This is a genomic window from Leifsonia sp. Root227 (assembly GCF_001428745.1).
GTDB lineage: Bacteria > Actinomycetota > Actinomycetes > Actinomycetales > Microbacteriaceae > Leifsonia.
On the sequence record NZ_LMIO01000002.1, the window covers coordinates 882,683 to 898,298 of the forward strand.

12 protein-coding genes are annotated in these 15,616 nt (G+C 70.3%); 7 read left to right on the top strand and 5 right to left on the bottom strand.

Annotation, left to right across the window (positions count from 1 at the left end; genetic code table 11):
- The first annotated feature begins 42 nt into the window (after positions 1 to 42).
- From ASE16_RS09180 to ASE16_RS09190, 3 genes are read left to right on the top strand one after another with little or no spacing between them, the layout of a single operon-like run.
- On the top strand, positions 43 to 738 hold the full coding sequence (locus ASE16_RS09180) for a hypothetical protein (RefSeq protein WP_055893910.1): 696 nt from the start codon (positions 43 to 45) through the stop codon (positions 736 to 738).
- 1 nt (position 739) lies between these two features.
- On the top strand, positions 740 to 2,290 hold the full coding sequence (locus ASE16_RS09185; RefSeq protein ID WP_055893912.1) for a DNA polymerase Y family protein: 1,551 nt from the start codon (positions 740 to 742) through the stop codon (positions 2,288 to 2,290).
- Complete coding sequence (locus ASE16_RS09190; RefSeq protein ID WP_055893914.1) at positions 2,290 to 5,688, top strand: error-prone DNA polymerase; 3,399 nt, start codon at positions 2,290 to 2,292, stop codon at positions 5,686 to 5,688. The genes ASE16_RS09185 and ASE16_RS09190 overlap by 1 nt, the downstream gene beginning before the upstream one ends.
- Before the next feature lie 8 nt (positions 5,689 to 5,696).
- Here ASE16_RS09190 and ASE16_RS09195 read toward each other — a convergent pair whose 3' ends face one another.
- Both ASE16_RS09195 and ASE16_RS09200 read right to left on the bottom strand, forming a co-directional pair.
- Positions 5,697 to 6,512, bottom strand: a complete 816-nt coding sequence (locus ASE16_RS09195) for an AMP nucleosidase (RefSeq protein ID WP_055893916.1) — start codon at positions 6,510 to 6,512, stop codon at positions 5,697 to 5,699.
- Between the two features lie 54 nt (positions 6,513 to 6,566).
- Positions 6,567 to 7,295: a VIT family protein gene (locus tag ASE16_RS09200; RefSeq protein ID WP_055893918.1), complete on the bottom strand. Its 729-nt coding sequence runs from the start codon at positions 7,293 to 7,295 to the stop codon at positions 6,567 to 6,569.
- Positions 7,296 to 7,474: 179 nt separating this feature from the next.
- Between ASE16_RS09200 and gdhA the strand changes: the two genes are divergently transcribed.
- Complete coding sequence (gene gdhA / locus ASE16_RS09205; RefSeq protein WP_055893921.1) at positions 7,475 to 8,827, top strand: NADP-specific glutamate dehydrogenase; 1,353 nt, start codon at positions 7,475 to 7,477, stop codon at positions 8,825 to 8,827.
- 247 nt (positions 8,828 to 9,074) lie between these two features.
- On the opposite strand, the gene ASE16_RS09210 is transcribed toward gdhA, so the two are convergent.
- On the bottom strand, positions 9,075 to 10,892 hold the full coding sequence (locus tag ASE16_RS09210; protein WP_055893923.1) for a DEAD/DEAH box helicase: 1,818 nt from the start codon (positions 10,890 to 10,892) through the stop codon (positions 9,075 to 9,077).
- 136 nt (positions 10,893 to 11,028) lie between these two features.
- Between ASE16_RS09210 and ASE16_RS09215 the strand changes: the two genes are divergently transcribed.
- On the top strand, positions 11,029 to 11,817 hold the full coding sequence (locus ASE16_RS09215; protein ID WP_055893925.1) for an SGNH/GDSL hydrolase family protein: 789 nt from the start codon (positions 11,029 to 11,031) through the stop codon (positions 11,815 to 11,817).
- A 39-nt stretch (positions 11,818 to 11,856) separates the two neighbouring features.
- Here ASE16_RS09215 and ASE16_RS09220 read toward each other — a convergent pair whose 3' ends face one another.
- Positions 11,857 to 13,098, bottom strand: a complete 1,242-nt coding sequence (locus ASE16_RS09220; RefSeq protein ID WP_235500429.1) for a D-alanyl-D-alanine carboxypeptidase family protein — start codon at positions 13,096 to 13,098, stop codon at positions 11,857 to 11,859.
- A gap of 87 nt (positions 13,099 to 13,185) precedes the next feature.
- Positions 13,186 to 13,989 carry a TrmH family RNA methyltransferase gene (locus ASE16_RS09225; protein ID WP_055893930.1) on the bottom strand — a complete coding sequence of 268 codons (804 nt, stop codon included), beginning with the start codon at positions 13,987 to 13,989 and terminating at the stop codon, positions 13,186 to 13,188.
- Positions 13,990 to 14,109: 120 nt separating this feature from the next.
- On the opposite strand from ASE16_RS09225, the gene ASE16_RS09230 reads away from it, so the two are divergent.
- Together ASE16_RS09230 and ASE16_RS09235 are read left to right on the top strand one after the other, a co-directional pair.
- Positions 14,110 to 14,955 carry a Sir2 family NAD-dependent protein deacetylase gene (locus ASE16_RS09230; protein WP_055893932.1) on the top strand — a complete coding sequence of 282 codons (846 nt, stop codon included), beginning with the start codon at positions 14,110 to 14,112 and terminating at the stop codon, positions 14,953 to 14,955.
- Between the two features lie 38 nt (positions 14,956 to 14,993).
- On the top strand, positions 14,994 to 15,593 hold the full coding sequence (locus ASE16_RS09235; protein ID WP_055893934.1) for a histidine phosphatase family protein: 600 nt from the start codon (positions 14,994 to 14,996) through the stop codon (positions 15,591 to 15,593).
- Positions 15,594 to 15,616 lie beyond the last annotated feature (23 nt).

Here is a 15,616-nt window from a genome sequence, read left to right on the forward strand (position 1 = left end):
AATGCATTTGCCATCGTCGAACATATGTTCGAAAATGTTGGTATGCAATCCTCAGCAGCCGCCATCGCCGAACCGGTCGTCGACCGGGCGCAGGTGCACGAGCTGCAGTCGCGCATCCGGCAGATGCAGGCCACCACCCTGGAGAGCAGGCGGCTGGAGACGCATCCGGCACTCGCCCCTCTGCTGCCTGGCGGTGCGCTGAAGGCGGGAGCTGCGTACGCGGTCCGCGGGTCGACGACGCTCGTCATGGCCATGCTGGCCGGCCCCAGCGCCGCAGGAGCCTGGTGCGGGGTGGTCGGGATGCCCGACTTCGGCGCAGAGGCGGCAGGCCGGTTCGGAGTCGACCTCGACCGGCTGGTGCTCGTCCCGCACCCAGGCGACCAGTGGCTGACCGTCACGGCAGCGGTGGTGGATGTGCTGAGCGTGGTCGTCGTCTCCCCCACCAGCCGCGCCCGCGACGGCGACATCGCCAGGCTCTCCGCCCGGCTGCGGCAGCGCGAGGCCACCCTGATCGTGGTGGGCGACTGGCCGCAGGTCGAGGCGACGCTCACGGTCTCCCGCAGCGGCTGGGACGGGCTCGGCGGAGGAACGGGCTACCTGTCGTCGCGCAGGGTGACCGTCGAATCCGCTCCGCGCGGCGGCACCGGCCAGCGCCGCCGCGCTGAGCTCTGGCTCCCCGGACTCGACGAGAGCTTCCGCGCAGCAGCGGGCACCACCCGCCTGGAGGCGGTGAGCTGACATGCCGGCCGTCACCCGCGCGATCGTGCTGTGGTGCCCGGACTGGCCGGTGACCGCCGCTCTGCACGCCGGCGACCTGCCTGCGGACACCCCGCTGGCGCTCGTCGACCGCAACCTCGTGTTCGCCTGCTCCTCCTCCGCCCGCGCCGATGGCGTGAAGCGGGGACTGCGCATCCGGGAGGCCCAGTCCAGGTGCACCCAGCTGCAGGTGCTGCCGTACGACCCCGTGCTGGATGCGCGTGCCTTCGACCCTGTGCTCGCGGCGATCGAGGAGATCACCCCCGGCGTCCAGCCGGTACGTCCAGGCACCTGCGTGCTGCGCGCCCGCGGTCCAGCCCGCTACTACGGCGGAGAGGAGCAGGCGGCCGCCGAGCTGCTGCGCTGCCTGGAGGGGCTGGGCATCCCGGATGCGCGGGTCGGCATCGCCGACGGGCCGTTCGCCGCAGAGCAGGCCGCCCGCACGACCGGGGCGGAGCGGATCAGGGTGATCCCGGCCGGCGACTCCCCCGCCTTCCTCTCGCCGTTGCCGATCGCGCAGCTCGGGCAGGACGAGCTGACGCCGCTGTTCAGGAGGCTCGGCATCCACACCCTCGGCCACCTGGCCGCCCTCGGGGCGACGGATGTGCGGGAGCGGTTCGGGGAGCGCGGCGCCTGGTGCCACACCATCGCGAGCGGCCTCGACAGCACGGCGGTGGTGCCGCGCACGCCGCCGAAGCAGTTGGAGAGGGCGATCGAGTTCGAGCCGGCGCTGGACAGGGTGGATCAGGTGACGTTCGCGTTCCGCGGCACGGCGGAGACGTTCATCGGCGGGCTGACCAAGGCAGGGCTGGTGTGCACGGCGCTGCGGATCGAGGTGACGGACGAGTCCGGCCGGGTGAGCGAGCGGACCTGGCTGCACCCTCGCCTGTTCTCCGCGGCGGACGTGGTGGACAGGGTGCGCTGGCAGTTGCAGGGCTCAGGCAGCATCGAGAGCGGGCTGGGCTCGCCGATCGCGCGCGTGCTGGTGGAGCCGGAGGCGGTGGACGACATCGGGCACCACGAGGAGGGGCTGTGGGGCGGCGGGGCCGACGAGCGCATCCATCACGGGCTGTCGCGGGTGCAGAGCATCCTGGGGCACGACGCCGTGCTCACGGCCACCATCGGCGGAGGACGGGGACTGGCCGAACGGCAGGTGCTCGTGCCGTGGGGCGACAGGGCGGTGGGGGTGGCGCGCGCAGACCAGCCGTGGCCTGGCAGCCTGCCTGCGCCCGCACCGTCGACGGTGTTCGAGTCTCCGCGCGCTGTGGCCGTGCTGGGCGGCGACGGCGAGCCTGTCGGGGTGACGGGACGCGGGGTGGTGACGGCGCCGATCGCCCTGTACTCGTCGACCGGTGCCGCACGGGATGCGCGCCCCATCGACTCCTGGGCAGGCCCGTGGCCGGTGCGGGAGCGCTGGTGGGATGCGGCGGCCGCGCGCACCGCGCACCGGTTCCAGGTGGTCGACGCCGACGGCAACGCCTGGCTGCTGGTGCTGGCGGACGGCGCCTGGCTGGCGGAAGCGAGATACGACTGATGGGCTGGAACAACCCGCCCATCCCGTGGTCGGAGTTCGAGCGGCGGCTCTCCGGCAGGCGCACCAGCGAGCAGGCCGACGAGCGGCCGTCGTCGCGCAAGCGCCCCGCGTACGTCCCCGCCCCGATCCAGGAGGCGGCGGAGGAGCAGGACGGCGGCCACGTCCCGTACGCGGAGCTGCACGCGCACACCAATTTCAGCTTCCTCGACGGCGCCAGCTCGCCGGAGGAACTACTGGAGGAGGCCACCAGGCTGCGCCTGCACGGCCTCGCCGTCACCGACCACGACGGCCTGTACGGCGTCGTGCACCTGGCCGAGGCCGCCGAGGCGTACGAGCGCGTCAAGACCGTGTTCGGCGCAGAGCTGTCGCTGGAGCTGAGTCGTCCGCAGAACGGCGAAGCCGACCCGGAGGGCAGTCATCTCGTCGTGCTCGCCAGGCGGCAGGATGGCTACCACCGGCTCGCCGCCGCCATCACGGACGGCCAGCTCGCCGGTGAGGAGAAGGGACGGCCGGTCTACGACATCGATGGACTGGCGGCACGCGCATCCGGAGAGTGGATGGTGCTCACCGGCTGCCGCAAGGGCGACGTGCGGCTCGCCCTCGCCTCCGACGGCGAGCGGGCGGCGGAGCGGGAGGTCGCCCGGCTCGGCGAGCTGTTCGGCCGCGACAACGTCCTGGTCGAGCTGATCGACCACGGCAACCCCCACGACACCACGGACAACGACGCGCTCGCCCGCATCGCCGCCAGGCTCGGGATGCCCGTGGTCGCCACCAACAACGTGCACTACGCATCGCCCGCCCAGTACCCGCTCGCGTCAGCGCTCTCCGCGGTGCGCGCCCGCAGAAGCCTCGACGAGATGGACGGCTGGCTGCCGGCCTCCGATGCCGCCCACCTGCGCAGCGGCAGGGAGATGGCGGCCAGGTTCGCCCGGTATCCCGGCGCGGTGGAGCGCACCGTCGAGGTCGCGGACGACCTCGAGTTCCGGCTGCGCAGCGCCCGCCCCAAACTGCCGAAGCAGGAGGTGCCGGACGGGCACACGCCGATGAGCTGGCTGCGCGAGCTCACCTGGTGCGGCGCGGAGGAGCGCTATCCCGATCTCGCGAGCAACCAGGCCAAACGGGAGCGCATCGCCCGCGAGCTGGACGTGATCGAGGCGAAGGACTTCCCCGGCTACTTCCTCATCGTCTACGACATCGTGCGGTACGCCCGCAGCCAGGGCATCCTCTGCCAGGGCAGGGGGTCCGCCGCGAACTCCGCCGTCTGCTACCTGCTCGGGATCACCGCGGTCGACTCGATCAAGTACGCCCTGCCGTTCGAGCGGTTCCTGTCGAGCATGCGGGAGGAGGAGCCGGACATCGACGTCGACTTCGACTCCGACCGGCGCGAGGAGGTCATCCAGTACGTCTACCGGAAGTACGGCAGGCACAACGCCGCCCAGGTGGCGAACGTCATCACCTACCGGCCGAAGAACGCCGTGCGCGACATGGCGAAGGCGCTCGGGTACTCCACCGGCCAGCAGGACGGCTGGTCGAAGCAGATCGACTCCTGGGGCTCCATCCAGCCGACGGCCGACCACGACATCCCGGATGCGGTGGTCGACCTGGCGACGCAGGTGCTGAAGTTCCCGAGACACCTGGGCATCCACTCCGGCGGCATGGTGCTCACCGACCGCCCCGTCGGCGAGGTCTGCCCGATCGAGCACGCCCGCATGGAGAACCGCACCGTGCTGCAGTGGGACAAGGACGACTGCGCCTGGATGGGCCTGGTCAAGTTCGACCTGCTGGGGCTCGGGATGCTGAGCGCCATCGACTACGCCATGAAGACCATCGCGGAGTCGCTCGGTGAGCAGTGGACGCTCGACAGCATCCCAAAAGAGGAGCAGGGCGTGTACGACATGCTCTGCGTCGCCGACTCGATCGGGGTGTTCCAGGTGGAGAGCCGCGCGCAGATCGGCACACTGCCCCGTCTGCAGCCGCGCACGTTCTACGACCTGGTGATCGAGATCGCGCTCATCCGGCCAGGCCCCATCCAGGGCGGCGCCGTGCACCCGTACATCCGCAGGAAGCTCGGCCAGGAGGAGGTGACCTACCTGCATCCTGCGCTGGAGCCCGTGCTGGAACGCACGATGGGGGTGCCGCTGTTCCAGGAGCAGCTGATGCAGATGGCCGTGGCGGTCGGCGACTGCACGGCGGAGGACGCCGACCTGCTGCGCAGGGCGATGGGCTCCAAGCGCGGGCAGGAGAAGATCGGCTCGCTGCGCGACAAGCTGTACGCGGGGATGGCCGGCAACGGCATCGTCGGCGACGACGCGGACGCCATCTACGCCAAGATCGAGGCGTTCGCGAACTTCGGCTTCGCGGAGAGCCACGCGATCAGTTTCGCGCTGCTCGTCTACGTGAGCTCGTGGCTCAAGCTGCACTATCCAGGTGCGTTCCTCGCCGCCCTGCTGCGGGCGCAGCCGATGGGCTTCTACTCGCCGCGCACGCTCACCGCGGACGCCCGCAGGCACGGTGTGGTGGTGGAGCGGCCGGACATCGAGCGCTCGCAGGTGTTCCCCGTGCTCGAGCCGATGGATGCGGCAGCGGCAGGGCCGACCGGAACCGACCCGTGCCTCGCGCACGACCAGCCGGAGATCGCATCGTTCGATCGCAGCGTCCCGCTCGACCACACGCTGCACCGCAGAGACGCCGGCCACGTGGTGCGGCTGGGACTCGCCGGGGTGACGACCATCGGCGAGAAGCTGGCGGAGCGCATCGTCGCCGAACGCGCATCCGGTGGCCGATACCTGAGCCTGGGCGACCTGTCCAGGAGGGTTGGGCTGAACGTGGCGCAACTGGAGGCGCTCGCCGCGGCCGGTGCGTTCGAGAGCTTCGGGCTGAGCCGCCGCCAGGCGATCTGGGAGGCCGGTAACGCGGCACAGGAGAAGCCGGAGTACCTGGCGGGAACGTCGATCAGCGTGCAGCCCCCTCTGCTGCCGATGCTGAGCCCGGCGGAACAGCTCGCGAGCGACCTGTGGGCCACCGGCATCTCCACCGACGACCACCCCATCGGCTACCTCCGCCCGCAGTTGCGCGCCCGCGGGGTGTACGCGGCCGACGCCCTGGCGACGGCGGAGTCCGGCCGCCGCATCGAGGTCGGCGGCGTCGTCACGCACAGGCAGCGCCCCGCGACGGCGGCGGGCGTCACGTTCCTCAACCTGGAGGACGAGACCGGCCTCATCAACGTGATCTGCCCTGTCGGCGTCTGGAACCGCTACCGCCGCGTTGCCCGCGAAGCTCCCGCCATGGTGATCCGCGGGATGCTCGAACGCAGCGAGGAGGGCGTGGTCAACGTGATCGCCGACCGCCTCGAACCGCTGGACGCCGGGATGCGCACGATGTCGCGCGACTTCCGGTGACGGGTGGCCTACTCGTCCTCGAACCGCAGGTGCCGCACGCTGCGGCCGTTGCGCCGCACCAGCCGCAGCGCCTCCACACCGATCCGGATGTGCCGCTCCACGAACTGGCCCGTCACGCTGCGATCGCTGTCCGCCGTCTTCACGCCCTCGGGGATCATCGGCTGGTCGGACACCAGCAGCAGCGCACCGCACGGGATGCGGTTGGCGAAGCCTGCGGCGAAGATCGTCGCCGTCTCCATGTCCACCGCCATCACGCGCGTCTCCCGCAGCCTGGCCTTGAACGTCTCATCGTGCTCCCAGACGCGGCGGTTGGTCGTGTACACCGTGCCCGTCCAGTAGTCGTGGCCGAAGTCGCGGATCGTCGTGGACACACCGCGCTGCAACTGGAACGCCGGGAGGGCTGGTACCTCGGGCGGCAGGTAGTCGTTCGACGTGCCCTCGCCGCGGATCGCCGCGATCGGGAGCACGAGGTCGCCGAGCTGGTTCTTGCGCTTCACGCCGCCGCACTTGCCGAGGAAGAGGGCTGCCTTCGGCGTCACCGCGCTGAGCAGGTCCATCACCGTCGCGGCGTTGGGGCTGCCCATCCCGAAGTTGATGATCGTGATCCCGTCCGCCGTCGCGTTCGGCATCGGCCGGTCCGCGCCGCGCACCTCAGTGCCGTACCACTCGGCGAACCGCTGCACGTAGTCGCCGAAGTTGGTGAGCAGGATGTGCTCGCCGAAATCCTCCACGGCCGTACCCGTGTAGCGGGGCAGCCAGTTGGCGACGATGTCGCGCTTGTCCCTCAGCCCTGTCACGCCGGTCAACACGGTCTCGCTGCTCATCGCCGCCGCCCCTTCATCGCCCTGGTCATCGGTGCGCCTCTTCCGTCATGCCCATCACACCACGCCCGATGTGCCGAGCAGCGCGCCGATCGCGAACGTCACGATCAGGGCCAGCGCTCCCCCGACCACCACGCGCACCGTCGCCTTCCCGCGCGGGCTGCCACCGATGTACGCAGCGACGTATCCCGTGATCGCCAACGCCACCAGCACCACCACGAACGTGATGGGGATGCGGATGGCTGCGGGCAGCAGCAGGATCGTCAGCAGCGGCAGCAACCCGCCGATCGTGAACGCCACCGCCGACGCGAGGGCCGCGTGCCACGGACTGACCACGTCGTCCTGGTCGATCCCGAGCTCGGCGGACAGATGGGCAGCGAGCACGTCGTGCTCGGTGAGTTCGAGAGCGACCTGCCTGGCCGTCTCCGGCTTCAGGCCCTTCGCCTCGTACAACCCGGCCAGCTCGGCGAGTTCCTGCTCCGGCATCTCGGCGAGCTCCCTGCGTTCCTTGGCGATGAGCGCGTGCTCGCTGTCTCGCTGGCTGCTGACAGAGACGTACTCGCCGAGCGCCATCGAGATCGCCCCGCCGACGAGCGCTGCGATCCCCGCCGTGAGGATCGGCGCGATGTCGCCCGTCGCCCCAGCGACACCGACCACCACCGCGGCCACGGATACGATCCCGTCATTGGCGCCGAGCACCCCGGCTCTCAGCCAGTTGAGGCGCTGGGCGAGCCCTTCCCTGTGCGGCTCGCCCGCGTGCTGTCCGTCGACCTGTTGCTCGCTCATGGGCTCAGCCTAGGAAGTCGAGGGCCGCCCTGCCAGCATGCGCAGGCTCACCTCACCCGCGCATCCACCGGGTGGGCATCCGCACATCCAGGCGCGCATCCAGCCGTCGTCACGCGGCGGAGAGCGTCAGGTGTCTGAGAGTAGACTCAGAAATCTTGTGCACCATCGAAAGGCCGCGAGTGACTACTGACCTCACCACCCTCCTCGACGACGTCCTCAAGCGGAACGCCGGAGAGCCAGAATTCCACCAGGCAGCGAGGGAGGTCTTCGACTCCCTCGGCCCCGTGATCGCCAGGAACCCGCGCTACGCCGAGGCCGCCGTCCTCGAGCGGCTGTGCGAGCCGGAACGCCAGATCATCTTCCGGGTGCCGTGGACGGACGACAGCGGCCGTGTGCAGATCAACCGCGGCTTCCGCGTCGAATTCAACTCGGCGCTCGGGCCGTTCAAGGGCGGCCTGCGGTTCCACCCGACCGTCACGCTCGGCACGGTGAAGTTCCTCGGCTTCGAGCAGATCTTCAAGAACGCACTCACCGGACTCCCGATCGGCGGAGGCAAAGGCGGAAGCGATTTCGACCCCAAGGGCAAGTCGGACGCCGAGGTGATGCGGTTCTGCCAGTCCTTCATGACCGAGCTGTACCGCCACCTGGGCGAGTACACGGATGTCCCCGCCGGTGACATCGGCGTCGGCGGCCGGGAGATCGGCTACCTGTTCGGCCAGTACAAGCGGATCACCAACCGCTACGAGTCCGGCGTCCTCACCGGCAAGGGCATCGGCTGGGGCGGCTCGCTCGTGCGCACGGAGGCCACCGGGTTCGGCGCCGTCGTGTTCGCCGACCGGATGCTGTCCACCCGCGGTCGCTCGTTCGACGGCGCGCGCGTGCTCGTCTCCGGCTCGGGGAACGTCGCCATCTACGCCATCCAGAAGGTGCAGCAGCTCGGCGGCACCGTCGTCGCGTGCTCAGACTCGACCGGCGTCGTCTACGACCGCGACGGACTCGACCTCGACCTCCTGCGCGAGATCAAGGAGCAGCGCCGTGGACGCCTCAGCGACTACGCGGATGCGCGCGGCAGCGCATCCGCGTACCGCGCAGGCGGCGACATCTGGGCGCTGGCGGCGGAGACGACGATCGACGTCGCGATCCCGTGCGCCACGCAGAACGAGCTCGGCGGCGACGCGGCGAAGATCCTCGCCGACAACGGCGTCGCTGCCGTGGTCGAGGGCGCGAACATGCCGTGCACGCCGGAGGCGGTGCGTGTGCTGACGGCCGCCGGCGTGCTGTTCGCGCCCGGCAAGGCGGCGAACGCGGGCGGCGTGGCGACCTCTGCCCTCGAGATGCAGCAGAACGCCTCCAGGGATGCGTGGAGCTTCGAGTACGCGGAAGGCCGCCTCGCCGAGATCATGGTCGGCATCCACGACCGCTGCGCGGAGACCGCCGACGAGTACGGCGCCCCCGGCGACTATGTGCTCGGCGCCAACATCGCCGGCTTCACCCGCGTCGCCGACGCGATGATCGCGATGGGCGTCATCTAGCCGCGTGCTTCGCCGCACGGGCGGTCGCGCGCTGCGCGGCCGCCCGTCCGCGTTTCAGGATGCGCCGCGCACGGTCCGGCGCCGTCCGCTCGTGCGAAGCGTGCGGTCACCGCGCCCGCGACCGCACGTTCCGCACGACTCGTGCAGCACCGGATCGCGCGCGGCGCCGTCCGCTCGTGCGAAGCGTGCGGTCACCGCGCCCGCGACCGCACGTTCCGCACGACTCGTGCAGCCGCAAGCGCCCGTGTCAGCCGCGGCCGAGGCGGCGGCGCAGGTAGTCGATTCGGGACTGGAGCTGCGTCACCGACGCCTGCGCGACCGCGGGGCCGCCGCACGCGCGGCGCAGCTCGGCGTGGATGAGGCCGTGCGGCTCCCCCGTGTTCTTCGAGTACAGCCCGACCAGGCTGTTCAGCAGGCTGCGCTGCTCCTTGAGGTTGCGGTACAGCGGCGCGGGCGGATGCCCGTCCGCCGCCGGCGGACGGGAGCTGGTGCGACGCGCCTGCCGCTGCTGCCGCTGCGTCAGCAGCTCGTGCACCTGCTCCGGTTCCAGGATGCCGGGCAGCCCGATGAAGTCGTGCTCCTCGTCGCTGCCGGGCACCGCGAAGCTGCCGAACTCCTGGCCGTCGTATAGGACCCTGTCGAAGTTCGCCTCTGAGCCGAGCGCCTCGAACGAGAACTCGTCCATCAACCCCTCTGATGCGCGCTCCTGCCGGTTCGCTTCCGCCATCATGGCGTCTTCCGGGTTGAAGAAGTCGCCTTCGGCGTTCTCGTCCGTCGGCCGGTCGAGGGCGTGGTCGCGCTCCAGTTCGAGCGCGTTGGCGAGAGCCATCAGCGTCGGTACGTTCGGCAGGAACACCGACGCCGTCTCCCCGCGTCGCCTCGCACGCACGAAACGTCCGATCGCCTGCGCGAAGAACAGCGGCGTGGATGCGCTGGTCGCGTACACCCCGACCGCCAGCCGGGGAACGTCCACCCCCTCCGACACCATGCGCACCGCGACCATCCAGCGGGAGGTGCCCGCTGCGAACTCGGCGATCCTGTCGCTCGCCTCCTTCTCGTCGGAGAGCACCACTGTGACCGGCTCGCCGGAGATCTGCTGCAGCAGGTCGGCGTACGCGCGGGCGGCGTAGTGGTCGGTCGCGATGACCAGGCCGCCCGCATCCGGGATGGCGTTGCGCACCTCGGTGAGGCGGCGGTCAGCGGCGTTCAGGACCGCGGGGATCCATTCGCCGCGCGGATCGAGCGCCGTGCGCCAGGCCTGCGACGTGATGTCTTTGGTGTTGCCCTCGCCGAGCCGCGCCTCCATCTCGTCGCCTGTTTTGGTGCGCCAGCGCATGTGCCCGGCGTAGACCAGGAAGATCACCGGTCGCACGACGCCGTCTGCGAGGGCGCGGCCGTAGCCGTAGTTGTAGTCGGTGAGCGACGTGCGGATGCCCGCCTTGTCCGGCAGGTACGTCACGAACGGGATGGGAGCGGTATCGGAGCGGAACGGCGTCCCGGTGAGCGAGAGGCGCCGGGTGGCACGCTCGAACGCCTCGCGGATGCCGTCGCCCCAGCTCAGAGCGTCGCCGCCGTGGTGCACCTCGTCGAGGATCACGAGCGTGCGGTAGTTCTCCGTGATGTCTTTGTGCAGGCTCGGGCGCATCGCGACCTGCGCGTATGTGACAGCCACGCCCTTGAAGTGGCGGGCGTATCGGCCGTCCGAGTTCTTGAACTCCGGGTCGAGGTGCAGTCCGACGCGTTCTGCCGCTTCGGCCCACTGCCGCTTCAGGTGCTCGGTCGGGGCGACGACGGTGATGCGCTCGACAACTCGCCGTGCGAGCAGCTCGGTGGCGAGTCGCAGCGCGAACGTCGTCTTTCCCGCGCCGGGCGTCGCGGCGGCGAGGAAGTCGCGCGGCTCATGCTCGAAGTATGCGTCGAGCGCCTCGGCCTGCCAGGCACGCAGTTTGCCTGCTGTACCCCAGGCCGCTCTCTCCGGGAAGGAGGGCGACAGGTGTTCAGCGGCGAACGTTCCGGCGTGCGCACCAGGGCGAAGCGAGGTATCGGGTTCTGTCGGCTGTTCCACTTGGATCAAATCTACCGGCTCCCGCCGACACTCGCCCACGCGTCCCCCACCCCCGGGCGTGCCGCATCACCGGTGGCGGCGCGTTCGAGAGCGACGCTCGGCGGGAGGGCAGAATGGCTGGGTGCAGAATGAAGGTATGGCAGTCGCTCAGCATCCGTGGTCCCGCTATGTCGCACTCGGCGACTCGTTCACGGAAGGCATCGGCGATCCAGAGCCCGGCAGCCCCGGCGGTCACCGCGGCTGGGCCGATCGGGTCGCCGAGGTGCTCAGCCAGCAGACCGACGACTTCGCGTACGCCAACCTCGCTGTGCGCGGCAAGCTGATCAAGCAGATCCTGGATGAGCAGGTCGAGCCGGCTGTCGCGCTGCGGCCCGACCTCGTCACCATCTCCGCGGGCGGCAACGACGTCATCCGCCCCGGCACCGACCCGGACGCCATCGCCGCCCTGTTCGACGACGCGGTCTCACGGCTGAGCGTCGACGGGGCGACCATCGTCGTCTTCACCGGCGTCGACGTCGGCTTCTCCCCCGTGTTCCGCGGTATCCGCGGCAAGGTGGCGATCTACAACGAGAACGTGCGCGCCGTCGCCGCCAAGTACGACTGCATCGTGGCCGACCAGTGGGCGCTCACCGAGATACAGGACCAGCGGATGTGGGCGCCGGACCGCCTGCACCTGGCGCCGCTCGGCCACCACACGGTCGCGCGCATGGTGCTCGCCGCCCTCAACGTCGAGAACGACCTGCAGCCGCTGCAGCCCGAGCCGCTGCCGGAGCGCACCTGGCGCCAGGCGCGCGCGGAGGACCTGTCCTGGGCGCGCGAGTACCTCGTCCCGTGGGTGCTCCGGCGCGTCCGCCACCAGTCCTCCGGCGACCACGTCCTCCCCAAGCGCCCGGACGCGGGCCCCTTCCGCCTCCCCGAGCTCTGACCCGCCTCCCCAAGCAATCGAGGCTGGGCGAGGCGTCGGTCAGGCGCCGAGGCCGCCGGGGTGGGCGAGGCGCCAGCCGAAGCCGGGGTCCGGCACGTCGCGGGCCAGCGCGAGCTCGGCGGTCTGGGTCTTGCCGTTCAGGGTGAAGGTGACCTGACCGACCACGTCCCCCTTGCGTCCCGACTGGATGGTGCGCGTCTGCAGGTCGACCTGGATGGGCGTGTCCGACCACACGACGAAGCTCTTCGTCGAGGTGGAGACGAGGGCGGATCGCGCTCCCCAGGGGGTCGAGTACGTGCCGTACGACTGGCCGACGCTGGACGCATCCACCTGGTGGAAGCCGCCCTTCATGCTCACCAGCAGCGCCTTGACGGCTGCCCACAGGTCGTCGTGAGTCGGCGCGCCGAGCACGGCGCCGACCACGCGCACCTTGTTGCTGCCGACGCCGATCTCCGCGGAGAACAGCAGGCAGTTGCCCGCCTCGTCCGTGTTGCCCGTCTTGATGCCGTCGATGCCCTCGAAGCCGAGCAGGGTGTTCGTGTTGTCCTGCGCCCCTGCGCCCGGAAGAGTCGCCGACTTCTGCGAGACGATCGCGGACAGCACGGGGTCGGCGAGCACGAGCTTGCCGATGCCGATCAGATCCTTGGTGGTGCTGACGCTGCCAGGGTCGAGTCCGTCCGGGCTGGTGAGGTGCGTCTCGGTGAACTTCTTGCTGTCGAGCCAGGTATTCGCGGCCTTCACGAACGCGTCGGAGGAGCCGTACGCCCAGTTGGCGAGCGAGATGGCGTAGTTGTTCGCGGACGGGAGCAGCATCGCGGTGAGCGCCTGCTTCTCGGTCATCGACGTTCCTGCGACGACGGGCGCCCACGATCCGCCCTCGCTGATGACCTCGTTCCAGATGTCGACGTCCTTCTGGGTGAAGTCGATCGTCGGCCCGTCCGATCCTCCGGTGATGGGCTTCTTGTCGAGCACGACCAGCGCGGTGATCGTCTTCGTCACGCTGGCGATCGGCAGGCTCTTGTCGCTGCCGTGGTATTCGGTCGCACCGTCCACATCCGGAGCGGAGATGGCGCTCGCACCCCAGCCAGGCCAGGCGAGCTGCGCAGCGGGCTGCACGATGCTCTTCTCGTGCTGCACGACCGCCGCTGTGGCCGGCACGGGACCGAACAGCGACCCGGACAGGTACATCAGGCTCGCGAGGACGACCCCGACGAGGCTGAAGACGACGATCCGGCGACGGCGGTACACCTGGGGGGACACTCGGCGGGACTGGTCTTGCACCCGAGAATTCTATGCGGGGCTACCGAGGCGTCCCCTGAGAACGCGCCATAAGCGCGGAGAGCGCCGAGCGAGCCGAGCGCGCAACGGTCACCGCATCAGTGCCCAGAGCGCCACCGCACTCGCCGACGCGACGTTCAGCGAGTCCACTCCGTGCAGCATCGGGATGGTCACCACCGTGTCGGCGGCCGCCAGCGCCCTGCGGCTCAGTCCGTCGCCCTCCGACCCGAGCACCAGCGCCACCCGTTCCGGAGCGGCTGCGGCGTACGCGCCGAGCTCCATCGCGTCGTCCGCCAGCGCCAGCGCGGCGATCTCGAACCCGGCGTCGTGCAGGATCGGCGCCGCCTCGTCCCACTCAGGGATGCGCGTCCACGGCACCTGCAGCACCGTGCCCATGCTCACCCGCACGCTCCTGCGGTACAGCGGGTCTGCGCAACGCGGGCTCACCAGGACCGCGTCTGCGCCGAGCCCGGCGACCGAGCGGAAGATCGCCCCGACGTTGGTGTGGTCGACGATGTCCTCCAGCACCACCACGCGCCGCGCATCCCGCAGCAGCGACGCGGGCTGCGGCAGCTCTGGCCTGTGCATCGCCGCGAGGGCTCCACGGTGCAGGTGGTAGCCGGTGAGCTCCTCCAGCACGCCGCTCTCCCCCACGAACACGGGCACGTCGGGGTAGTCGGCGAGCAGCGGCTCCAGGTCGGCCAGCCACTGCTCCTGCAGCAGCACGGAACGCGGCCGGTGTCCGGCAGCCAGCGCGCGCGTGATGACCTTCGACGACTCCGCGATGTACAGCCCGCCCTCCGGCTCGCTGACGCGCCGCAAGGCGACGTCGGTGAGCCGCGAATAGTCTGCGAGCCCGTCTGCAGTCAGGTCGGTGATGCGATGGATGCGCACGGCGGAAGCCTCTCGTCATGCACCGGAGGATCGCGGTGCAGCTTACAGATTGCCAGTCGTCGGAAACATTCCGGAAAACTCGCGTGTTTAGACTGCAAGAAGCATCGACAGGAGGCGCACGTGGCAACAGTGACGACGGAGCTCCCTGCCGAGCTGGCGCGCGACCTCGACAGGACGGTTGAGCTGCTGGCAGGACGCCGGTTCGCCCTGCTCACCGGCGCAGGCGTCTCGACCGACTCCGGCATCCCCGACTACCGAGGCGAGGGCGCGCCGAAGCGCACGCCGATGACGTTCCAGCAGTTCCTCGCCGACGACACGTACCGCAAGCGCTACTGGGCAGGCAGCCATCTCGGTTACCGCCGGTTCGCCGCCGCCGCCCCGAACGACGGGCACCGCGCCATCGCAGCGCTCGAACTCGGCGGCGCTGCCAACGGCGTCGTCACGCAGAACGTCGACGGCCTGCACAAGCAGGCCGGTTCCCGCAAGGTCGTCGATCTGCACGGCGCGATGGACAGGGTGCTCTGCCTGGTCTGCGGCCAGATCTTCGCCCGCGAGGCCATCGCGGCCCGCATCGAGCAGGCCAACCCGTGGCTGGATGCGGACGGCGCGGTCGAGATCGCCCCGGACGGCGACGCGATCGTCACCGATGTGGATGCGTTCCAGGTTCCGGACTGCACCGTCTGCGGCGGCCACCTCAAGCCGGACGTGGTGTTCTTCGGCGAGTTCATCCCCGCGGAGAAGTACCGCGAGGCGAGCGCACTGGTCCGCAGCTCGGACGCGCTGCTGATCGCAGGGTCGTCCCTGGCGGTCAACTCGGGCATCCGGTTGCTGGAGGAGGCCAGGCGCCGCAAGCTCCCCATCGTGATCGTGAACAGGGGCGAGACGAAGGGCGACGGCCGCGCGACCATTAAGCTGAACGCAGGGACGACGGAGACACTCGTCGAACTCGCCGCCAGACTCACCTAGCTCCAGGCGGCCTCCGCGTCCGCGATGAAAGGACGCGTGTGACCAGAATCTCCCTCGTTCGCCACGGTCAGACCGACTGGAACCTCGCCAAACGCATCCAGGGGTCGAGCGACATCCCGCTGAACAGCACAGGCCGCGAACAGGCCGATGCCACGGGCCGCGCGCTCGCCGGAGGACGCTACGACGCCATCTACGCCAGCCCGCTGAGCCGAGCGACCGAGACGGCGAGCATCATCGCGTCGCACACCGGTCTGGATGCGCCCCTCCCCCTCCCCGAGGTCGCCGAGCGCCGCTACGGAGACGCGGAGGGCCTCACCGGAGCCGAGATCCTGGCCCGCTGGCCGGAGGGAACGCCGGTGCCAGGCCGCGAGTCGCGCGACGAGGTCGTGGAGCGCGCGCTGCCCGCCCTGCTTGCGCTGGGCGAGCAGCACCCAGGAGAGTCCGTCATCGTCGTCAGTCACGGCGGCGTGATCGGATCGCTGGTGCGCCACGTCACAGGCCACGCGCTTCCCGGCCCGGGTGAGGTCATCCCGAACGGCTCCGTGCACGAGTTCGTCTACGAAGACGGAACTCTTACCCTCGACCGCTTCAACCTGCACCCGGAAGACCGGGACCTGTTCACCGCGTCCGTGCTCTGACCCCTCTGTTCTCTGACTCCCCG